At 69.2% G+C, this 21750-nt stretch carries 15 protein-coding genes and 1 pseudogene; 7 read left to right on the forward strand and 9 right to left on the reverse strand.

Going from position 1 to position 21750, the window contains the following annotated elements; genetic code table 11:
* Window positions 1–136: 136 nt before the first annotated feature.
* Window positions 137–1678 carry an AMP-binding protein gene (locus tag OHA73_RS39370; protein ID WP_327657556.1) on the forward strand — a complete coding sequence of 514 codons (1542 nt, stop codon included), beginning with the start codon at window positions 137–139 and terminating at the stop codon, window positions 1676–1678.
* Window positions 1679–1747: 69 nt separating this feature from the next.
* Here the strand turns inward: OHA73_RS39370 and OHA73_RS39375 are convergent, their stop codons facing one another.
* The 5 genes from OHA73_RS39375 to OHA73_RS39395 form a co-directional block, all read right to left on the reverse strand.
* Window positions 1748–2656 (reverse strand): carbohydrate ABC transporter permease, encoded by a 909-nt coding sequence (locus OHA73_RS39375; RefSeq protein ID WP_327657557.1) that lies wholly within the window; start codon window positions 2654–2656, stop codon window positions 1748–1750.
* Window positions 2653–3609, reverse strand: a complete 957-nt coding sequence (locus tag OHA73_RS39380; RefSeq protein ID WP_327657558.1) for a carbohydrate ABC transporter permease — start codon at window positions 3607–3609, stop codon at window positions 2653–2655. Before OHA73_RS39380 ends, OHA73_RS39375 begins: the two co-directional genes overlap by 4 nt.
* Window positions 3606–4967 carry an ABC transporter substrate-binding protein gene (locus OHA73_RS39385; RefSeq protein WP_327657559.1) on the reverse strand — a complete coding sequence of 454 codons (1362 nt, stop codon included), beginning with the start codon at window positions 4965–4967 and terminating at the stop codon, window positions 3606–3608. Before OHA73_RS39385 ends, OHA73_RS39380 begins: the two co-directional genes overlap by 4 nt.
* Window positions 4968–5027: 60 nt before the next feature.
* Complete coding sequence (locus OHA73_RS39390; RefSeq protein ID WP_327657560.1) at window positions 5028–6386, reverse strand: ADP-ribosylglycohydrolase family protein; 1359 nt, start codon at window positions 6384–6386, stop codon at window positions 5028–5030.
* Between the two features lie 87 nt (window positions 6387–6473).
* A complete protein-coding gene (locus OHA73_RS39395; RefSeq protein WP_327657561.1) occupies window positions 6474–7484 on the reverse strand; it encodes a LacI family DNA-binding transcriptional regulator in 1011 nt (336 codons plus the stop codon).
* Between the two features lie 167 nt (window positions 7485–7651).
* Between OHA73_RS39395 and OHA73_RS39400 the strand changes: the two genes are divergently transcribed.
* A complete protein-coding gene (locus OHA73_RS39400) occupies window positions 7652–8329 on the forward strand; it encodes a hypothetical protein (protein ID WP_327657562.1) in 678 nt (225 codons plus the stop codon).
* Between the two features lie 89 nt (window positions 8330–8418).
* Here OHA73_RS39400 and OHA73_RS39405 read toward each other — a convergent pair whose 3' ends face one another.
* Both OHA73_RS39405 and OHA73_RS39410 read right to left on the reverse strand, forming a co-directional pair.
* The gene (locus tag OHA73_RS39405; protein ID WP_327657563.1) at window positions 8419–11739 is read right to left on the reverse strand and encodes a GH92 family glycosyl hydrolase; all 3321 of its coding nucleotides are present in this window, start codon (window positions 11737–11739) and stop codon (window positions 8419–8421) included.
* Between the two features lie 276 nt (window positions 11740–12015).
* Window positions 12016–13806, reverse strand: coding sequence for a coagulation factor 5/8 type domain-containing protein (locus OHA73_RS39410; protein WP_327657564.1), 1791 nt, complete (start codon window positions 13804–13806; stop codon window positions 12016–12018).
* A 435-nt stretch (window positions 13807–14241) separates the two neighbouring features.
* Between OHA73_RS39410 and OHA73_RS39415 the strand changes: the two genes are divergently transcribed.
* Both OHA73_RS39415 and OHA73_RS39420 read left to right on the forward strand, forming a co-directional pair.
* Window positions 14242–15255 (forward strand): LamG-like jellyroll fold domain-containing protein, encoded by a 1014-nt coding sequence (locus OHA73_RS39415; protein WP_327657565.1) that lies wholly within the window; start codon window positions 14242–14244, stop codon window positions 15253–15255.
* Window positions 15256–15314: 59 nt separating this feature from the next.
* Window positions 15315–17447 (forward strand): PQQ-dependent sugar dehydrogenase, encoded by a 2133-nt coding sequence (locus tag OHA73_RS39420; RefSeq protein ID WP_327657566.1) that lies wholly within the window; start codon window positions 15315–15317, stop codon window positions 17445–17447.
* Between the two features lie 82 nt (window positions 17448–17529).
* Here OHA73_RS39420 and OHA73_RS39425 read toward each other — a convergent pair whose 3' ends face one another.
* The gene (locus tag OHA73_RS39425) at window positions 17530–18141 is read right to left on the reverse strand and encodes a sigma-70 family RNA polymerase sigma factor (RefSeq protein ID WP_327657567.1); all 612 of its coding nucleotides are present in this window, start codon (window positions 18139–18141) and stop codon (window positions 17530–17532) included.
* 134 nt (window positions 18142–18275) lie between these two features.
* Entirely contained in the window at window positions 18276–18554 is a 279-nt protein-coding gene (locus OHA73_RS39430; protein WP_327657568.1) for a hypothetical protein, read from the reverse strand.
* Between the two features lie 173 nt (window positions 18555–18727).
* Between OHA73_RS39430 and OHA73_RS39435 the strand changes: the two genes are divergently transcribed.
* The 3 genes and pseudogenes from OHA73_RS39435 to OHA73_RS39445 all read left to right on the forward strand — a co-directional run bounded on the left by OHA73_RS39435 (window position 18728) and on the right by OHA73_RS39445 (window position 21748).
* Window positions 18728–19735, forward strand: coding sequence for a MerR family transcriptional regulator (locus OHA73_RS39435; protein ID WP_327657569.1), 1008 nt, complete (start codon window positions 18728–18730; stop codon window positions 19733–19735).
* A 113-nt stretch (window positions 19736–19848) separates the two neighbouring features.
* A complete protein-coding gene (locus OHA73_RS39440; protein WP_327657570.1) occupies window positions 19849–21123 on the forward strand; it encodes an NAD(P)/FAD-dependent oxidoreductase in 1275 nt (424 codons plus the stop codon).
* A 128-nt stretch (window positions 21124–21251) separates the two neighbouring features.
* Window positions 21252–21748, forward strand: a pseudogene (locus OHA73_RS39445) (DUF4383 domain-containing protein).
* The last annotated feature ends 2 nt before the right edge of the window (window positions 21749–21750 follow it).

Genomic DNA, 21750 nt, shown 5'->3' on the forward strand with positions numbered 1-21750 from the left:
CCTTGCCTTCTTGAAGTCGCCATGATCAGGGGCATTGCTTTTCGGACGCGGATCGTTGCGTCATGGTGCGGGGCACACTTTCCCAGGGCTCTGTTCGGCCATACGGCACCTCTTGTGTGGGAGTTGGAGAGTAGCGATGCGCGTTCCGATGACGATCGAGGACTTCCTGTACCGGGCCGAGCTCGGCTTCGCCGCCAGTCCCGGGGTGATCGACGAACCGGACCAACCCGCGGCGCCCGTGCCGGTGTCGACGTACGGGCGGCTCGGCGAGCGGGTGCGGGCCTGGCAGGCGGGGTTCGACGCGCTGGGCGTGGGGGAGGGCGAACGGGTGGCGGTGGTCAGCCACAACTCTGCCCGGATGCTGGAGTTGCTGTTCGCGGTGCCGATGAGCGGCAGGGTCTGCGTGCCGGTCAACTTCCGTCTGAAGGCGGAGGAGATCGAGTACGTGGTGCGGCAGAGCGGCGCGTCGGTGCTGCTGTACGACCCCGAGGTCGAGGGCGCGGTGTCGGGCGTGAAGGTGCCACTCCGGTTCGTACTCGGCGAGCAGACGGAGACCGAGCTGATGCGCTTCGACGTTGCGCCGCGCCCGTGGTCGAGCCCGGACGAGAACGCGACGGCAACGATCAACTACACATCCGGAACGACCGCCCGCCCCAAGGGAGTTCAGCTCACCCATCGCAACATCTGGGTGAACGGCCTGACGTTCGGCCTGCACACGCGGGCGTGGGAGCGCGACGTGTACCTCCACACGCTGCCGATGTTCCACTGCAACGGCTGGGGGATGCCGTTCGTGATGGCAGGGCTCGGTGTGAAGCAGGTGGCGCTGCGGAAGGTGGACGGGGCGGAGATCCTGCGCCGGGTGGAGGAGCACGGGGTGACGCTGATGTGCGGCGCGCCGGCGGTGTGGAACACGGTCCTCGACGCGGCGTCCGGCTGGCAGGGCGAGATCCCGGGCCGGGACCGGGTGCGGATCGTGTGCGCGGGCGCGCCGCCGCCGAGCCGAACGATCCAGCGGGTGGAGGAGGAACTGGGCTGGGAGTTCACCCAGATCTACGGCCTGACGGAGACGTCCCCGATGCTGACGTTCAACCGTGCGCGGCCGGAGGACGCAGAGCTTCCGGCTGAGGAGCGAGCACGCAAGCTGTCGCGGGCGGGGGTCCCGGCGCTGGGCGTCCGCCTCCAAGTCGCCGACTCCGGTGAGGTGTTGGCCCGCTCCAACGTGGTCCTGGACGGCTACTGGGAAAAGCCGGAGGAGACCGAGGCGGTCCTGGAGGACGACTGGTTCCACACCGGCGACGGCGGTTGGGTCGACGAGTCGGACGGCCATCTCACGATCTCGGACCGGAAGAAGGACGTGATCATCACGGGCGGCGAGAACGTGTCGTCCATCGAGGTCGAGGACACCATCTTCAGCCACCCGGAGGTGGCGGAGGTCGCGGTGATCGGGGTGCCCCACACCAAGTGGGGCGAGACCATCAAGGCCTTGGTGGTCCCGGTGGCGGGCGCGACGGTGACGGAGGCCGACATCATCGCGCACTGCAAGGAACGGGTGGCCGGATACAAGGCGCCCACGAGCGTGGAGTTCCGGGAGGCGATCCCGCGCACGGCGACGGGCAAAATCCAAAAATTCAAGCTGCGGGAGCCGTACTGGGCCGGTCGGGGGCGGGACGTCAACTGACTGCGTTCCGCGGCTGCCGTGCAGGCGGGAACGGCACGGCAGCCGCGGGCCGTCACGGCCGCCCTCGCATCACATTCCGCCCATGCCGGAGTTGGCCAGGCCGTTGATGAACCTGCGCTGCAGGGCGAGGAACAGCACCAGCATGGGTGCGATCATGATGAATCCGGCCGCGCTGATCAGCGTGAAGTTCTGGGTGAAGCCCTGCTGGAACGTGAAGAACGTCGTCGACAGCGGCATCTTCGCGTCGGACTGGATCATCGTCACGGCGAACAGGAACTCGTTGTAGGCCGACAGTCCTGTGGTGAGCGCCACGGTCAGGATCCCGGGCAGCATGTTCGGGATGACGATCTTCACGAAGACCCGCAGCTCCCCGGCTCCGTCCACCCGAGCGGCCTCCTCCATCTCACGCGGGAAGCCGAGCATGAAGGAGCGCAACAGAAGGGTGGCGAAGGGGGAGAACATGCCGCAGTAGATGAGGACAAGGCCGAAGCGCGAGTCGTACAGTCCGGCCCTGGCCCACATGTAGAACAGCGGGACCAGGAACATCTGGGAGGGCAGCGAGGTCGCGACGAGCAGATACGTCATGAACCCCGACGCCCCGTGCACGTGGAGCCGTGCCAGTGCGTAGGCGGCCAGGCTCGCGACGACACATGTGAGCACGACGGTGCCGACCACGATGACGGCCGAGTTCCACAGGCCGGCGCCCATGTTCGCCTGGGTCCATGCGGTGGTGAAGTTGCTCCACGTCCAGCTCGTCGGCAGTCCGAGCGAGTCGGCCGCGTACTGACTGTTCGTCTTGAGGGAGTTGAAGAAGAACAGAACGATGGGGCCGATGGCGAAGATCGCCAGCGCGGTGAGTACGACGTAGACGGCGGTGCGGCCCACGGGGAGGCTGCGGCGACGGGCCCGCGCCGAGGTTGTGTGGCCGTCCGGCGCGTTTCTGGCTGCGGGCGTGCGCGAGGGGGCCGTGAGGCTCATGTCTCCCACTTCCTGGTCTTCCGGACGACGAGGTAGACCGTGATCACCAGTCCGCTGATGAGCGCCATGACGATGCCCATGGCCGAGGCATAGCCGCCTTGCAGGTTGGAGAAGGCGTTGCGGTAGGCCACGGTCGAGAGCAGGTCGGTCGAGCCGGCCGGGCCGCCCTGGGTGAGGATGTAGACGTAGTCGAAGGCGAGGAACGACCAGATGACCGTCATGAGGCCGAGGAAGGCGAAGGTCGGCCGGATGGCGGGCAGGGTCACCGAGAAGAACTGCCGCGTCACCCCGGCGCCGTCCATGGTGGCCGCCTCGTAGAGGCTCGGGTCCACGCCCTGCATGGCGGCGAGGAACACGACGACCAGGAACCCCCACCAGGCCCAGTTGTTCACGAACTCCACCGACCACAGGGCCAGTTGAGGGTCTCCGAGGGGGTTGATGTTCAGCAGGTTCCCCAGGCCGTTCTGCGGGTCGAGGATGCTCCTCCAGATGGAGGCGTTCACGACGCTGGCGACGATGTACGGGATGAAGTACAGCGTGCGGAACAGCAGGCGGAAACGCGTGATGCGGGAGAGGGCGTACGCGCCGAAGAGTCCCATGGCCATGGGGACGATCAGGAAGAAGAGCGTCCAGAGGATGTTGTGCCACAGGCCCTGGACGAATTCCGGGTCGCGGAACAGGCTGGTGTAGTTGTCCAGGCCGATGAAGTGGGCCTTGCTGCTGATCCCGGTCCAGTCGGTGAAGGAGTACCAGACGGAGAACGCGCTCGGGATGAGGACGACGAACAGGTTGAACCCGATCAGCGGCAGCAGGAACAGCCAGCCGGAGACCCTGCGGTCTCGAAGTCGGGCGCGGATGCCGCGAGATGGTGTCACCGGAGCGGTCGACTGCCGTCGGTCGGTGACGTGGTCCGGTCGTGCTCCCGGCGGGCGTGTGGTGTCGGGCATCGTCATGACAGCCCTCCGCCCGGCTTCGGGGCGGCGGGCACGCGCCCCAGGGACCGCTCCCGGGAGAAGCGGGACGCGATGCCTTCGCAGTACGCCTTCGCGCTCATCTGACCTGCGATGACGTTCTCGAAGTAGTCGATCATGTACGTCTCGGTCTGCTGCGGGAAGAACGTCCAGGTGGTGTAGCCGATCGACTTCGCGGCGGACAACTGGGAGTACAGCTGCACGATCCGCCGGTCCGCCCGTGCGGAGAAGTCGGAGGATTCGATGCGGATGGGCGGCGGCGCGAAGTTCATCTGCTCGATGCTCGCGATGATCGTCTTGAGGTCGGTCGTGAAGAAGTTGAGGTAGTCGGCGGCAGCGGCGGTGTCCTGGAAGTTCGTGTTGATGCCGACGGACTGGCCGATCGCCAGGTCCCAGACGACCGGCGGCACGCCGTCTCCCAGCGAGGGGACGGTGGTCCAGTCCCAGGTGGCGTCGTTGTGCGCCGCCTTGCCGAAGTAGGCGCCCAGATTGGCGAACTCCCAGCTGCCCGAGAACATCCCTGCGGCCTTTCCCGATGCCAACTGCTGGTAGACCGTGGGGGAGTTGTTCGTGAAGTACAGATCGACGCCCCCGCCGAACCACCCCTTCTTGAAGTACGTGGCCATCCGGTCGATCGCGTCGACGAACACCGGGTCCGTCCACTTCGTCTCACCCGTCAGCGCGGAGTACACCGCCTCGGGTCCCGCACCGTGATTGAGTGCCAGGCCGACGAACCACTCGTTGGTGCCTTTGTAGTCGGCCTTGCCCGCGGCGATCGGGACGTGTCCCTTGCCCTTCGCCTCCGCGCAGAAGTCCTCGAACTCCTCACGTGTGGTGGGAGCGGCCAGACGAAGTCCCTCGAGCGTGGCCGGGTTCGAGTAGAAGGCCATGGTCTCGTACGAGCTGGGCAGCGTGACGAGCTTGCCCTCGACCTTCGAGGCGGCCAGTGCCCAGGGCGCGAAATTCTCCGCCCAGCCGTAGTGGCTCAGGTAGGGGCCGAGATCGGCGAGATACCCGGCGGACCAGTACGAGGAGACAAAACTGGAGGGGCCAGGAGTGACGATGATGGACGGGCCCGATCCGGCGGCCAGAGCGGTCTGGATCAGACGGTCGATCGTGCTGCTCGCCTTCGGGCTGAACCGGACCGGGTACCTGCCCCGGTATCGCTCGGCGAACTGTCTGCGGAAATAGTCGTTCTGCTGAGCGTTGGACAGGTTGTTCCAGATGGTGATCGCGTGCTCGGATCCGCCGGGGTCCGCTGCCCCGCACGCGCTCAGGAGCGCGGTGACTCCCAGGGTGCCGCCGGCGCCCAGGAGTTGGCGGCGAGTGATCGTGGACATCCTCATCTCCATTGATTGAGGGTTCGCTGTCACGAGGCCCGCCCTGCGGACCGGAGATCGTCAGCCGGTCTGGGCGAAGTGCACGGTGCGGGCGGACAGATCGGAGATGACGGAGTTGTCGAAGCCGAAGAGGGCCGAGCGGGTGCGGTTGTGCAGCGGCTCGATCAGGTGCGCCGGGAGGGCCGCGGTGCCGGCGAGTACACCGGCGACCGAGCCGACGGTCGCGCCGTTGGAGTCGGTGTCCCAGCCACTCATGACGACCTTCCCGACGGCGTTCGTGAAGTCGCCCTCGGACCACAGCAGGGCGGCCGTGACGGCGGCGGCGTTGTTGATGGTGTGCACCCACGAGTAGCGGCCGTACGCGGAGTGGATCTCGGCCAGCGCCGACTCCCAGGTCGCTTCCTCTGCGCGTAGCCGGATGACGTGGCTGATCGCCTCGTGCAGTCGGGAGCAGGGCGGTACGACGGTGAGCGATGCGTCGACGGCCTCGGCTGCGCCGGACGCGGTGAAGGCGCTCGCGACGAGGGCCGCGGCCCACATCTCCCCGTAGACTCCGTTGGCGGTGTGGGACAACGAGGCGTCCTGATAGGCGAGTTCGGCAGCCGCCCACGGGTCGCCGGGGTTGACGTAGCCGAAGACGTCGCCACGGATCTGCGCGCCGATCCACTCGCGGTACGGGTTCCGGAACCGGGCGACCTGCGGAACGCGCAGCCCGTTGCTGAGGTTGACGTACGCAGCCCGCTCGGCAGTGAAGATCTGGCGCAGCGGGAACAGCTCGACCCAGGCCTTGCCCACGTGCTCGGGCCGCAGGCGGCGGCCGTGGGTCTCCAACAGGTGCAGGCCGAGGACGGTGTAGTCGATGTCGTCGTCGCGCGCCGAGCCGTTCACGTGCCCGCGCGTGGTCTCGGGCCAGTTGTCCCGGAATTCGAAGCCCTCCGGCATGGGGTCGAGGGCCACGAAGTAGTCGGTGAGCGGGTAGGAGTGGGTGAGTTCGAGGTAGTCCCGGATGCGTTGCGGTGTCCAGTGGTCGCCGGCCTCGACCGGCTTGCCGAGATTGCAGCCGGCTATGCGTCCCAGCCACGCCGCGTGCACCTTGTCGGCGTGAACGACCCGGTCGTGGGCGACAGCCGAAGCAGGCGCAACGGAGGCACGGATGTCGTCGAGCGTCTCCGGCTCCTCGTACTCCCATCCCGGCAGGCGAGCGCTGTCGCGCATCCCGTCGACCAGGGAGAGCAGGGCGGCACGGTCCTCGGGATCGGTGGCGTTGGCGGCGCGCACCACGTCGTCGACGTCGTACCCGGTCTCGCGACGCTGGGCGACCTCGTCCGAGAGGAGGTCCTGCGGCAGGCAGGCATCAGCGGTGGAGTGGCGGTAGCGGTCGTCGAGCTCTACGAAGGGGCGCGCGGGGGTCTGGGTCATGGAGGTTCGCGTCCTTGTCATTTGTCTGGTGCCGCAAATCGATTTGCGCTCGACTAGGGCGTACTGCGACTGCTGGACCGGGGTGGCTCAGGCCGACTGCCGGACGACCAGGTTGGTGGGGAGGACGACCCGCCGGTACGGGGCGTCGGGGCCGTTCTCCACCCGCCACAGGATGGTGCGCGCACAGGTGTCACCGATCGCCGAGGCCGGGTTGACGACCGTGGTGAGCCGCGGTGTGACGAGTTGCGCCGTCTCGATGTCGTCGAATCCGACGATCGCGACGTCCTCGGGAACCCGTAGACCCGCCTCACGGACGGACTGCATCGCACCGATCGCGATCAGGTCGTTGGCGCACAGGATCGCGCGGGGAGGATCGGCTCGGGCCAGCAGCCGTGCGGCCGCGGCCGCACCTCCCTCACGCCCGAACGGCGCGTACTCGATCCAGTGCTCCGGCACCTCCGTGCCCGCGGCGGCGGCGACGGCCCGGTAGGTGGCCAGTCGCATCGATCCGGTGGCGGTGTCCCGGGGTCCTGCGATGAATCCGAGGTCGCGTATGCCTTGCCGCGTCAGGTGGTCGACGACTTCGCTCAGGCCCTGGAAGTCGTCGGTCAGCACCGAGTCGGCGGGCACCTCGCCGGGGTGGGCCGTGGTGATGACGAGCGGCATCGTCGGGCCCGCGATCCGACGCACTTCAGCGGCGGAGAGCGCCATGGGTTGCATGACGACGCCGTCGACCCCGCGGGCCACCATCTCCTCCAGCAGCATCCGCTCGGTCCGGGCGTCGCCGTCGGTGTTGCCGATGAACGAGACGTAGCCCTCGGCCGCGAGCACGTCGTGCACGGCGCGGGCCACGGCCGGGTAGTACGGGTTGGCGATGTCGACGAGCAGGAGCGCCACCGAATGGGTCCGCTGACTGCGGAGGCTTTTGGCGACCATGTTGGGGCGGTAGTTCTGCTCCTCGACGGCCTCCATGATCCGTCGTCGCGTTTCGGCGGACACACTGCGCTTGCCGCTCAGAGCGTGAGAGACCGTCGTACGGCTGACGCCGGCGGCCGCGGCCACGCTCCCGATACTGGGGCGCTCGAATCTGCGTGACATCACGTCACCTTCTTCGACCCTAGGGTGCAAATCGATTTGCTTCGTGCGGTCCTCACTCTGGGAGGCGCAGGATTCACCTGTCAACGCCCGTGCACAGGGATTCCGGAACGAGGGATGGGAGAGGGCAGGGTTGGCAGTGACGGTTGACGAACCTAGGCTCGCCGACCATGACAGTTCTGATCACCGTGTGCGGAGCGTCCCCCGGCGTGGGCAAGTCGACGCTGTGTGCCGGACTGGCCCAGTGGCTGGCCGATTCGGGGCTGCGGGTGGATCACTTCCGCGAGGAGGAGATCCTGACCCGGCCTCAGTTCGCCACGGTGGCCGAGGAGTTCAAGGCGGCGGGCACGGTCGAGCTGGGGACGTTGATCGCGGCAACCAGGCAGTTCGTTGATTCGGTACTGGCGAGCAACGACGACGTGGTGGTCGCGGACGCACTGGTGCCGTTCGTGCCGACTCTGCTGGCCATGAGGCACGACGAAGAGACGATCGACGCCTTCATGATTGCCCTCACGGAGGTACTCGCGCCGGTTCGCCCCCTCATGGCGTATCTCGATGGGAACGCCGAGGCCGCCCTGTCCCGGGCCGCGCGAAGGGAAGGGGCGCAGTGGCTGGACTGGTACGTCGAAAAGCTCGCCCGGTACGAGGTGAGCCCTCCCGTGACCGACGTCGCGTCGGCAGTGACGTACCTGCGGCGGGAGCGTGCGGTCACCCTTGACGCGGTCGGCCGACGGGGCTGGGAGCTGGTCGTGATCGAGCGGGCCGATGAGCTGGCCCAGGATCAGGTGCTGCGCGTCGCTCAGCGGGGGCTGGGGCCGTACCTGGGCAGGGCGGTCGAAGACGGGTAGGGCAGCAGGGCTGGCAAGGCAGCGATCGGCGGGAGGCCCGGTGCTGGTGTGCAGCACCGGGCCTCCCGTGACAGGGGCGATTGCGGACGTCAGTGCTTCAGCGTCATCGCATAGATCCCGAGTTCGCTGTTGCGCTGCCAGTCGAGGCCTCCGGACCCGGGGGCCACCCATGCCGGTACGGACGGTGTCGCCAGGGAGAGGGACCGGACCTGCTTCCCGGGCTCCAGCGGGACGGTCGTCTCGTAGAGGGAGGCCTTGGTGGTGGTCTTCCCGGTTCCGGCCTTGAGCTGGTACGCGGTCGTCAGCGCGACGTCGTTGCCGAAGTCCGGAGCCTTGTTCGCCCAGCCGGTGAGCTTGAGCGGAACCGTCGCGGTGCTGCCGTCGGTGTACGTGACGACGGCGGTGGCCGACGCGGCGCCGGTGCTGCCGTTGTCGGATGCGCCCACGATGTGGAGGCTGTCGTAGTTGCCGGTGGGGAGGGCGATTGCCTGGCCGGTGGACTTGACGAAGTTCTTGCTGGTGCCGGAGGTCTTGGGCGCCTGGTAGGTCACCCCGCCGAAGGTGACCGGGCCCGGTGCGGGCAGTTGGTCGGCGGCGAAGCTCGTACCCGTGCCGTCGAAGTCGCCCTCGCCCGGCGCGGCGAGCGTGGCGACGCCGTCGTTGTTGTAGGCGGAGTTCAGGTCGACGGCGCACGAAGAGTCCGTCTTGATGGTGCAGTTCGCACCAGCCTTCTGGACAACGACGGTGACAGTCTTCTTGACCGGTGCGGCTCCGGGGAGTTCGGCGGTGACCGGCACCTTGTAGGTGCCTGCCTTGGTTCCGGCCGGGGCGGTGATCCGCAGACGCTTGTTCATCTGGGTGGGGAGCCCGTTCGAGTCGGCCTTCGCCGTCGTGTTCGACGGGGACACCGACCAGCCCTTCGGCGCCTTCGCGGTCACGGCGACCCGCGCGGTGTCCGGAGATGTGGCCAGCAGTGTCAGGTCGACCTGCTGCCGCGATGCGTGGTCTGCCGTGGGGTCGATGGCGACCTGGTCCGGCCCGACGTCGGCGCTGAGCTGGTGCTGCGTATTCGGCGTCGTGTTGATCGACGGCGGGGCGTTCTTCTTGTCCGTCGCCCATGCGGTGGGCTTGGTGCTCAGGGCGTAGTCGATGTGTCCGCCGTGTGCGATGTCGGCCTGGTCGACCCACGCCTTGTCCCAGGCCTTGCCGTTCACCGTCGCGGAGGCGATGTAACGATTGGCCATGCTGGTGCCGGGCGCCGAGATCGTCAGCGTCCCGCCCTGCGTCTTCCCGTAGTCACCGATCCGCACCCGGGCGTTCGGGAACTGCGGAGTGGTGATGACGTCGAAGTTGCCGCCGCTGGTCGTGGGGTAGAGGCCCAGCGACGACATCACGTACCAGGCAGACATCTCACCCATGTCGTCATTGCCGGGGATGCCGCCGGCGGTGTTCGTGAACAGGGTTTCCTGCGCCCTGATCACGGTCGCGGTGCGGCCGGGCTGCCCGGTCCACGCGTAGAGGTACGGCGCGATCATGTTCGGCTCGTTGTTCGGGTTGTAGTGCGTGGAGCCGTAGTAGTTGTACGGGTCGCTGACCCAGGTCTTGCGGGCGGTCCCCGCCGGGTCGGTGAGGAGGTCGTCGTAGGCGAAGAAGTCGTTCAGACGGCTGTTCGTCGCGTCCTTGCCGCCCAGCATGCTGATGAGCCCGGCCGGGTCCTGAGGCACCGACCACTGGTACTGGCTCGCGTTCTGCTCGTGGAACGCGTGGTTGCTGGTGACCGGGTCGTACGGGGTCAGCCAGGTGCCGTCGGCCGCGGTGCGCGGTCGGAACTGGCTGGTCTGCTTGTCGAAGACGTTCTTGTACGCCTGCCCGCGCTTGGCGAACATCTTGGCGTCGTCGGCGTGGCCGAGACCCTTCGCCATCAGCGCCAATGACGCGTCGGCCGCCGCGTACTCCAACGTCGCCGACGTGCCGTAGTAGCAGTCGTTGTCGTTCGACTTGGTCGGGCAGCAGTTGCCGCTCGTGTCCCTGCCGCAGTCGGCGGTGGACTTTACGTTGAGGCCGTAGGGGATGTAGCCGCGTTCCGCGTAATACGCGGCGCCGGCACGGCCGTTCTCACGGACGTCGGCGGGTGGCACCTCGGTCGCGTTCGCCCGGAGGTACTTGTACGCCTCTTGGGCGTCCGCTCCAGTGAGCAGCCCCTTTGACCAGCCCTCGACGAGGAACGGCGTGACCGGGTCGCCGGTCATGATGTTGCCTTCCTCGTCCTCCAGGTACCAGCGCGGCAGCGCGCCGCCCTCCCGTGCGATCGCGAGGATCGACTTGTCGACGTCACGTGCGACCTTGGGGACGAGCATCTCGAGGAGCTTGTTCTGCGTCCGGTACGTGTCCCACAGCGAGAGGTTGCTGTAGGGGGTGTAGTCGTCGGCGGTGTGGATCTTCTTGTCGGCTCCGACGTAGCGGCCGTCGACGTCACCGATGAGGTTCGGGTCGAGCATGGAGTGGTACAACGCCGTGTAGTACGCGACCTGTTGGTCGTGCGAGCCGCCACCGATCGCAGCCTTGTGCAGCATGGTGTTCCACTTCGCGTTCAACGCCTTGTGCACGGCGTCGAAGTCGAAGCCGAACTTCCCCGTCTCCGCCGCGAGGTTCTTGTGGGCGCCGGCGGGTCCGGTGAAGGAGAGCCCCACCTTCGCGACCACGGGATCGTCGTTCTTCGTCGTGTCGAACGTCGCCCACGCACCGTTGGAGCCCTTGGCGGCCGAAGTGCGGGACCCCGGGCTCCGGTCGTCGCCCTTCCACGTGCCGTACGAAGCGAACGGGCGGCTGAGCTCGGCGACGAAGTAGGTCTTCTTGGAGTCCTCGACCCATCCCTCGATCGTCCGGTCGCCGACGACGTGGATCTCTGAATTGCTCACGCCGGCACCGGCGTTGAACATCACGTTCGCCTGACGCGTCCGCGGGAACTTGTACTGCTGCCACCCGGTCCGGTCGGTCGCCGTCAGGCCGGCGGTCACGCCGTACTTGTCGAGCTTCGTCTCGTAGTAGTCGGGCCCCGTCGTCTCGTTCTCATGACTGAAGGTCGACGCGTACTGCGCCGGATCGGTCGAACTCACCTCGCCGGTCGTGGGCATCATCGGCAGGTAGTTGAACCGGCACCCGTTGATCGTCGTCTGACTGAACCCGACGACCGTGTCGGAGGACTCCTTGTCGCACCCCGTGCCACCGGCCGTCTTCATCAACGGACTCTGCTGAACCAGGCCGAACGGCGCGCCCGCGGCAGGGAAGGTCAGCCCCTCGTTCTCGGTCCCGATGAACGGATTGACCAGCTTCGTCAGATCGGCCCCCGCTCCAGGCGGCGCGTCGGACGACGCCGCCGCCGACGGCTGCGTGGCGGTGCTCGCGCTCACTGGCGTCGCGGCGGCAGTACCCGCGGCGGCGAGAGCCAGGCAGAGTGCGGCGGCCCCCAGTCGGCCCCTCAGGCGCTGTGCCGTCGATCTGTTCCGGGTTGGTGCGTATCGCGCTGATTGCATGCCACTCCCGCTGTGGTCCCGCTCGTGGACATCGTTGTCATAGGGCGGGCATGACGCTAGATCGTCTCCTCCGCGCCTGCAAGGGGGCTCCGCTCCTCGATCCACGGAGCGGAGCCCTGTGCAGGGACGGAAGCCGGAAACGGCTTTGCGTGCCTACGGGTAGGACGTCACCGTCGACGGCACCGTGGTGTCGCCCGAGGTGGCGGATCCGGTGTCGTTGATGACGTGTTCGTACTGGCCCTTGCCGCCCAGTGACACCACGAGCAGGTCGTGGAACTTCACGCCAGGTGTGTTCGGCGCGGTGAAGCCGCGGTCCTGGCGGATCGTCGGGTCGACGTTGAAGAAGCAGTACGAGCCCAGGCCCCAACCCTCGTGACTCGTCACGGAGTTGTCCACCTTGTAGGCGGCGAAGCCCTTGGTGGTGCCGTCCTGGATCGCGGCCTGATTGGGGGCGTCGTAGGCCTTCTCGTTCTGGAAGAAGATGGTGCGGCCGCCCTGCCCGAACCACTGCACGTCGTACTTGTTGAAGTGCTCCACGAACAGGCCCGTGGCCAGGACGTCGTCGCCGTTGACGACGAGTCCGTAGTCGGCGCGGTTGGTGTCCCAGCCGACGCCGTCGCCGTGGTCGGCGCGCCAGATCCAGGTGTGGTCGACGATGGTGTGCCGGGCGTTGACGACCAGGCTGGTGGTGGCCTTGCCCGCGCCTGCACCACCGATCCGTACGAACACGTCCTGCACGGTGATCGGGTCCGCGGAGTGGTCGGCGGACGCTCCCTTCGGGCCGATCTCCACCAGGGTGGAGGAGTTGACGGTGCCGGCGTCCACCAGGAACCCGGCAAGACGCACCCCGTTTACGTCGGCCACCTTCACGGCCGTCGCCCCGCCGTCGGGGATGAGTGTGGCGTAGCCGAGGCCGAGGACGACGGTGCCCGCACGGTTCACCTGGATCGGGGCGTCGAGGTGGTAAATGCCGGGCGTGAGAAGGAGGTTGAGGCCCTGGTCGAGGGCGGCGTTGAGGGTGCTCGCGCTGGCGCCGGGCTGAGCGACGTAGAACTGGCTCAGCGGGAGTGATGTGCCGCGCGGGGTGCCGTTGCCCCAGGTCGTGCCGCGGGCGTTCGTGCGCTTCTCCGGCAGGAACACCTTGTAGTCCGCGCCGTCCAGGTACAGGAACGGCTTCTCGCGGGAGACCGGGGTGGTGTCGAGCGTGGTGTACGGCGGGTCGGGGAAGCTCTGCGCGGGTGCGCCCTCGACGCCGGAGAACACCATGTTCCAGACGGCGTTCTGCCATCCGCCCACCGAGGAGTCGCGGGTGTACCACTGCTGCTGCGAGTACGGGCCGACGGTGCCGTCGATGCGGCTGTCGGCTATGTAGCCGCCGCTGGCCCAGCCGTAGCCGTCCGGCGAGAGGTTGAGGCCACCGCGGACGTGCATCCGGCGGAACGGGGCGGCCTGGGCGACCGCCCACCGGTTGGTCCCGTTCACCGGCACGAGCGCCAGGTTCTCGGCGCTGCGCCAGAAGTTCTGCGTGGCGTTGCCGTCGAACCAGCCCGCGTCGACGGTGACGTCGCCGTTGATGGTGGTGTCGTCGGGGGACAGGCCGAGGCCTGAGATCGAGGTGTAGAAGCCGAGTTGGGCGTTGAGCCCGTTGTAGGTGCCGGGCTTGAACAGCAGGGCGTAGCGGCCGGTGCCGAACTGAGCGGTCTCCTGCTGCTTGAAGATCTCGTCGAGCTTGGCCTGGATGCCGGGCGTGGACGGATCGAACACGATGACGTTGGGCCCGAGGTCGCCACCGGCGGCCAGCTTCTTGGCGGGCTTCGCCGACTTGGTGGACTTCTTCGTGGTGGCGGCGGACGCCGCCGCGTTGCCGAGCGCGGGCAGTGCCGCGGCGGCGACACCCGCGGCGAGCAGACCGCGGCGCGACGGAGGACGGGAAGGTTGGGTCACAGCGGCTCTCCTGGTTCATGAAATGAACAATGGGGGGTGTGGGAGCGCTCCCTTGGCGACGCATGCTTCAGGTTGGTGAATGTGGCGTCAAGAGATGCGGCAGAAGTCCACGGAGAGCCGGGTGCGGTAAGTCCAAGTAAGGCCACAGAAGGGGTGGTTGAGCCTTCAGGAAGTGACGGCATGGGGCGAGGGGGCGGGGGCCCGCACTCGGCCCGCACGCCAACTCGCGCCACCACCAACCGAGTTGGGTGCGGCACACGGCCCGGCTCCGCCGTCGCCGCGTGGCCCCGTCGCCGCGTGGTCACGTCGCCGTGGCTCGGCGAGAGGAATTCCGACATCGTTGTCAGATCCCTTGTCGCCCGCGGCTGATCTTTGTACGTTGCACAGGCACGACTGGACAGGAAGCGCTTTCAACGCTTGCCCTCGGGAGTGGACATGACGCCTGGAACCATAGTGCCGGCACGCCGACGCAGACCTCTGCGGCGGGGGTTGTGGCCCACCGCGACGGCGGCCGGGGTCGCCCTGCTCGCCACCGCGTTCATCACCCCGCCCGGGGCCGCGTCCACGCCGGACGCCCGCTCCGCGGTCACCGGGGCCGGCCTCGGCCAAAGCCTGGTCGCGGGCTACGACTTCGAGCATCCGGACCCCGCGGACGCCGGGCGCGAACGCGACGTGGGGCCGTCCGGCACCACTTTGTCGCTCGTCAACGGCGGCGCGGCGATGCGCGTGCGCGACGACGCCGATCCGCGCCGCGGCCACGTCCTGCAGACCCGGCAGGTGCAGCCGGGCGCGGCCGGCAACGACGACTGGAAGGCGGGCGTGTACGACCCGGCCGGCGCGGCCTCGATGCACGCCTTCAACGGGACCCGCCAGGCCACCGTGATGGGCTGGTTCCGCACCACCGGGCAGAACCCGAGCCCGAATTCGGGAACGGCCGACCCCTCCGACCTCTACAACGCCATCGGCCTCGCCGGCGTCCTGACCGGCGACTCCAACGGCCACGACGTCCGCGCCCTCCTCGAACTGATCGACGTCGACGGCGAGTTGCGGCTGGTCGCCCTCGGCCGCCGCGTGGACGGTTCCGCGTCGCAGACCTTCGCCGCGGACGGCGACTGGCGCAGGCACCTGCCGGACGGTCAGTGGGTCCACCTGGCCGCGACCTTCGACTTCGACACCGGCGAGCTGGCGCTGTACCGCAACGGCCGTGCCCTGCCGGGCAGTTACGTACGCGACGACGACCCGTGGGCGCTCGCCGGAGACCCGGAACCCGATCTCGCCTCGCCGACCGATCCGCGCGGCATCAAGATCGGCGGAAGCTTTCCGCAGAACACCCGCGAGGCCAACCCCTGCAACTGCCGCATGGACGACCTGCTGTTCCTGAACCGCGCCGCCACTGCCGGCCAGGTGCGGGCCGAGTACCGCCGCACCGGCGGGCACCCCGGATCTTGAGCGCCCGTCCCGATCCCGTCTCCTGCACACACCGCACGAAGCGTACGAAGGGAGCCCCCTTGTCCCCGTCGGCCCCGCACGTCCGGCCACGTAAGAGACCCCTCCTGATCCAACTCCTCACCGGCGCCCTGCTCGCCGCGACACTCGCCGCGGCACCGGCGGGCGCGGCCGAAGCGCCCGCCGACACCGGGGCGAGCGCCATCACCGACCCCATCCCCGGCAAACCCGTCACCTCCGGCCTCGGCCTCGAGGTCGAGGAGTTCGCCCAGCTCCCGAAGTCCGAGCCGCGCCCGGGCCCGGTCGAGGACGACCGTCTCATCCGCTACAACCGGATCAACTACCTGACCCCGTTCCCGGGCGGTTCCGGCCGGCTGGCCGTCGCGGACCAGAACGGCTCCATGTACTCCCTCAACAAGGACGGCTCCGGGCAGCACGTCTATCTGGACCTGTACAAGGAGTTCTCGTCCGCCTTCTACGCCAGCCGGGGCCTGGGCACCGGATTCGGCTACGTCACCTTCGACCCGGACTTCCGGCACAACGGCCGCTTCTACACGGTCCACACCGAGAAGCCCGAACTGACCGACGCCAAGCCGGACTTCGACCAACCCAGCGGAAACGGGTTCCACGGCATCGTCACCGAGTGGACCGCCGACGACCCGAGCGCCCCCACGTTCTCCGGCACCCACCGCGAACTGCTCCGCATCGGCTTCAACGGCCAGGTCCACGGCATCCAGCAGATCGACTTCAACCCGACCGCGAAGCCCGGCGACGCGGACTACGGGCTGCTCTACATCGCGGTCGGCGACGGAGGAAAGGGCAACGCCACCGGCGACCCGCAAAACCGTGCCCTCCCGCACGGCAAGCTCCTGCGCATCGACCCGCGCGGCCGCGACAGCGCGAACGGCCAGTACGGCATCCCCTCCGCCAACCCGTTCGTGAACCAGGCGGGCACCCTCGGCGAGATCTACGCGATCGGCATGCGCGACCCGCACCGCTTCAGCTGGGACACGCGTGGCAGCCACCGCATGTTCCTGTCCCACGTCGGCGAGCACGCCATCGAGTCCGTCTACGAGGTCAAGTCCGGCGACAACTACGGCTGGAGCGAACGCGAGGGCGCCTTCGTCTTCGACAAGAAGGCCACCGACCCGTGCGCCAAGATCCTCCCGCTCCCCGCCGACGACGCCAAGTACGGCTACACCTATCCGGTCGCCGCCTACGACCACGACCCGCCGGCCGACTGGGACTGCAAGTCCGACGTGGGCCGCGGCATCTCGGGCGGCTACGTCTACCGCGGCCACGATCTGCACGGCCTGCAGGGCAAGTACATCTTCGGTGACATCGTCGACGGCCGTCTGCTCTACACGGACGAGAGCGACATGCGGCGCGCGAAGCCGGGCACGGAACAGCAGCTGGCACAGCTGCACAGCCTGATGGTCTACGACGCGAAGTCCGGCAAGCGCGTCTCCATGCAGGAGCTGACCGGAGACAAGCGCGTCGACCTGCGATTCGGACAGGACGCCGACGGCGAGCTGTACATCCTCTCCAAGGCCGACGGCAAAATCTGGAAGGTGACAGGAACCCGCAAGTTCGCGAGCTGTGACACCGACGGGACGACCCTCACCGATGTGATGGGTGCGGAGAACTGGGCGCCCGTCACCCCGTCCAAGTGGCAGTTCAAGAACGGCGAGGCGGTGATGACCGAGCCTGGCGCCGAACGGCCCGGACCGCGCCGCCCCTACGAGTACGCGGTGCTGACCGCCGGCCCCACGTACCGCAATGTGCGGATCGACGCCCAGATCCGCATCGATACGCCGACCGACATCGACAACCGGGACGTGGTCGTCGTCTTCGGGCACGAGTCGGACACCCGATTCGGCTACGCGCATCTGTCCCAGGACAACTCCATCTACCCGCACAACGGCGTCTTCACGGTGGACGACGCCGACCGCCTCCGGGTGGAGGACCAGTGGGACGGCACCACCGGCGCTCCGCCCGCGATCAGCGACGCGGCCTGGCACCGGGTCCGGGTGATGCGCTGCGGCGACACGGGGGAGACGGCCGTCTACATGGACGGTTCGCACTACCCCTTGATGACGGCCGTCAGCACGCGACCCGGTGACGGGCGCGTCGGCTTCGGTTCGTTCGACAACGCCGGTCGGATACGCGGTCTGAAGGTGTCCGGCACGTCGTAGCGGCTATGTGTGTGGCGGTCCGCGGCAGGTGAAGTTTCCGGCCGCGGCCGCTGCACCGTCTCAGTGATCGTCTCGGAGCGGCTCACGCGCCCGCCGTCGCCATGAGCTGGTCCCGCATGCGGAGCATCCCCCGGCGGGCGTGGCTCTTGACGGTGCCCAGCGGCCATCCCGTGAGTTCGGCGATCTGGTTCTGCGTCAGGTCGTCGTAGAAGGTGAGCTCCAGGACGCGGCGCTGCGGCGCGGGCAGCTGTGCCAGTGCGTGGGTGACGACGACCTGGTCGAGTACGCGCTGGACGTCGCGCTCCTGCGCCGGGTGGTGGACCGCGAGCAACGCCCCGGCGGCGTCGATCAGTTCGGTGCGCCGGGTGCGCGCGCTGAGCGCGTCGGCCACCTTGCGGCGGGTGATGCCGACGAGCCAGCCGGCGAGCCGGCCGCGCCGGGGATCGAAGTTCTGTCGGCCGCGCCAAGCCGCGAGGAAGACCTGCTGGGTCACGTCCTCGGCCTCGCGGGCGTCGCCGAGCGAGCGGTGGGCCAGGGTGTGCACCAGCGTCGCCCAGCGACGGTAGGCACCTTCGAGGCCCGCCTCGTTCCCGCGCAGCAGTTCGACGGCGATCTCCTCGTCGGACTGCTCGTCGGTCTGCTCGTCGGGCGCCCCCGGTGCTGCGGCCTTCGTCATGGTCAGTAGGACAGACATGGCCCGGTCCTTTCGCCGTCGGCTGCCGGCCACCACTGTGCTGACGAAAAGAGCGCGCATCGACTTGCAGCGAAGTTGCATCGATATGTGCTCAGTGGCTGGTCGGGCCGCTGAACCGGTACGCCGGTCGGGCCTCAAAGCCTGCGGCGGATCTCCTGCCATGTGGACGCCGGCGGCGCGGTGGGACGGTCGGGTCCCGCCCGGGCGGCCCGCACCACCCGCACCATGAGGCTGAGGGTCAAGAGGCAGGCAGGGCAGCCCAGGACGTGTTCCGTGTCCACGGCGTCCAGGGCCTGTTCGTCTCCGCCCCACGTGTCGACCGGCCGCGAACCGGGAGCCCAGGACTTCTCGCTCAGCGCCACGAGGGCGAGGTCCTCGGCCGGTGGATGCCGGTCCCGGGGTGGCGTGGTCATGGCGCACCTCGCGCTTTCGTCGGGCGTGGGGCCGGGACGGGGCGCGGTACTGTCCGGCGGCTTGCAACTCCTCTTCCGTGCAGGCAGGCCGGTTGGATGCGTGGGCGCGCGGGCAAAACGACAACACGACGCGGTGCGGTGGTGCACTGCTCTTGCATCGATATGGTGCGTACATGGATCAGCAGGCGTACGACGCGCGGGCGGGCGCCCCGGACGACGCGGCCGATGGCGCCGGCCTCACGTCCGGCACCGTGGCCCGACGCCTCGGGGTGTCACCCACCACGCTGCGTTCCTGGGACCGGCGCTACGGACTGGGACCGGCCCGCAGGAGCGAAGGCCGCCACCGGCGGTGGTACCCGGGCGACGTCGCGATGCTGGAGGAAATGTGCCGGCTGACCGCGCAGGGTGTGCCGCCCGGCGAGGCCGCGCGGCTCGTCAAGAGCGCGAGCCCTGTGCAGCCATCCCCGCTCGACGGCGCGCCCCACCCTGGGGACGGCGACGGCGATGTCACCGACCCGGCCGCTGAGCACGCGGGCCTCGCCCTCGGTGTGGCGCGCCCCGAGTGCCGCGGACTCGCCCGTGCGGCCGCGCGCCTCGACTCCGACACCGTCGAGGACCGCCTCCACGGCTTCCTGCGTGAGCACGGTGTCGTCGCCACCTGGGAGGAGCTCATGATGCCGACGCTGAACGCCGTCGGCCGCAAGTGGGAGTCCGCGGGTGACCGTTACGTCGAGGTCGAGCACTTCCTGTCCTGGCATGTGTCCACGGCGCTGCGCTGTGTCCCCTTCCTCGACCGTCGACCGATCCGCCGCACGGGCGCTCCCGTCCTGCTGGCCTGCACCCCCGGCGAACAGCACACGCTGCCCCTTGAGGCGATGCACGCCGCTCTCACCATCGAGGGGCGCCCGGTACGGATGCTCGGAGCGGCCGTCCCCGCCGACGCCCTGGCCGAAGCGGTGCACCGAACCGGTCCCGCGGCGGTGATGCTCTGGTCCCAGACACGCTCCACGGCCGGCGCCTCGCTCGCCGAGCACCTCCTGCGCGTGGGCTGGGGCCTCAAGGGCGCACGCCAGAAACCCGTGGTCCAGCTCGGCGGCCCCGGCTGGCGGGGCGCGGCGGTCGCGGGCGCCGCGTACCCGCACAGCCTCAGCGACGCGGTGACCGCGCTGCGCGCCCGCTGACGCGAGGCCCCCGCCCCCTCCCGGATGACACCGCATCCGTCGGCACGCCTTCCGCCGAACACAGGGAACAGGCCGACAGACCGGCCGCGCCGACGGACGGAAGAGGTGATCGCATGTCCGCCACTGGCAAGCCCACGGGGCGTCGCACGTCCGCGGCCAGGGACGGTGCCGAGGTGCTCGTGGTCGGGGCAGGCGTCGCCGGGCTCGCCTGCGCCCGGGACCTGCTGTCGGCCGGCGTCGACGCCCAGGTCCTGGAGGCCGCGGACGAGGTGGGCGGCCGGATGCGCGCGGACCGGGTCGACGGCTTCGTGGTGGACCGCGGCTTCCAGGTCTGCAACACCTCCTACCCGCAGGTCCGGCGCAGAGTGTCGCTGCGGGGCCTGCGCCTGCGGCCCTTCACCCCCGGTGTCCTGATCCACGCCCCTGGCGGCCGGCTCCGCTTCAGCGACCCCACCCGCCGACCGCGCACGGTGCCCGACCTGCTGCCGGGCCGCCTCGCCGGTCCCCGGGACCTCGCCGCCCTCGGCGCGCTGTCCGCCCGGGACATGCTGGCGCCCGCCCGGCTGCTCAAGCGGTCCGCCGACACCACCACACGTACCGCGCTCGCGGCCGCCGGGATCTCGGAGGACCTCGTGGAGCGGTTCTTCCGCCCGTTCCTGTCGGGGGTGTTCCTGGAGGACGAGCTGGAGACATCCGCCCGGGTGTTCCACCTGGTGTGGCGGAGCATGCTGCGCGGCACGCTGTGCCTGCCGACCACGGGGGTCGGCGCGCTGCCGCGGGCCCTCGCGGCGGCCCTGCCCCCGTACGCCGTACGGCTGGAGACCCCCGTCGCCGAACTCACTGACGCAGGGGTGCTCACCACCGGTGGCGAGGAGATCCACGCGCGGGCGGTCGTGGTCGCCACCGGCCCGGGCGCCGTCCCGGGGCTGCTGCCGCAGGTCACCACGCCCGGCTCCCGCGTGGTGACGACGTACTACCACGTCGCCCCGCGCTCCCCGCTCGGCGAGCCGACCCTGCTCGTCGACACCGAACGCCGTTTCCTCAACACGTGTGTGCTCAGCGACGTCGTGCCCGAGTACGCGCCGCCCGGCCACACTCTCGTCGCCACCTCGGTGCTCGGCCGGGACACGGAGGGCCGTGAGCGGGCGGTGCGGGAGGCCGCCGGGGAGGCGTACGGCACCGGCTGCGACGGTTGGGACCTGCTGACCCACCGCACTGTGGAGGACGCGCTGCCCGCCATGACACCGCCGCAGCCGCTGACCCGGACCACGCGCGTGACGCCGGGCCGCTACGTGTGCGGCGACCACCGGGCCACCGGCTCGGTCCAGGGCGCGCTTGCCTCCGGCGCCCGAGCCGCCCGCGAGGTGCTGCAGGACTTGCGACGCTGACCCGACCGCGCCGCCGGAGCCCGCGCGACGTCGGGGCCCGGAGGGGCGCGATCACGGAGGACCGTCGCCGCGCTCCCGTTCGCCGCGCAGCAGCTCCTCCAGGTCCGCCGGCCGGTCCCCTTGGCCCGGTGGAAGCGGCGGCGTCGGAACGCCGAACGGGACTCGATGCCGAGCTGTGCGGTGTCATCCTGCTGGTCTTCGGCTGCCTCGGCTTCGCCGACCGGCTCAGCCCCTTCGACACGACGGCACGCAGATCGCCGGGATGTCCACCAACGGCGTGCTCAGCCTGATCTCGGTCGTCGTGGGTCTCGTGCTCATCGGCGGCGCGGTGATCGGCGGCAACGTCGCGTCCACACTCAACATGACGGTCGGCGCCCTGTTCGTCCTGAGTGGCTTCTTCCACCTCTTCGTCCTGGACCGCCCCGCCAATGTCCTGGACTTCGGCATGACGAACGTCGTCTTCAGCTTCGTGAGGGGCCTGCTCGTGGCCTCCTTCGGGATGTACGGCCGGGTGTCGGGCAAGCTGCCGCACGACAACCCGTACTGGCGCCGCCGCCACTCCCGCGAGGCCGCCCGCGAGTCCCTGCGGAGTGTCTCGGCGCCCGCGCTCCGTCCGGGCAGGTGATC

It is taken from the genome of Streptomyces sp. NBC_00483 (genome assembly GCF_036013745.1).
GTDB lineage: Bacteria > Actinomycetota > Actinomycetes > Streptomycetales > Streptomycetaceae > Streptomyces.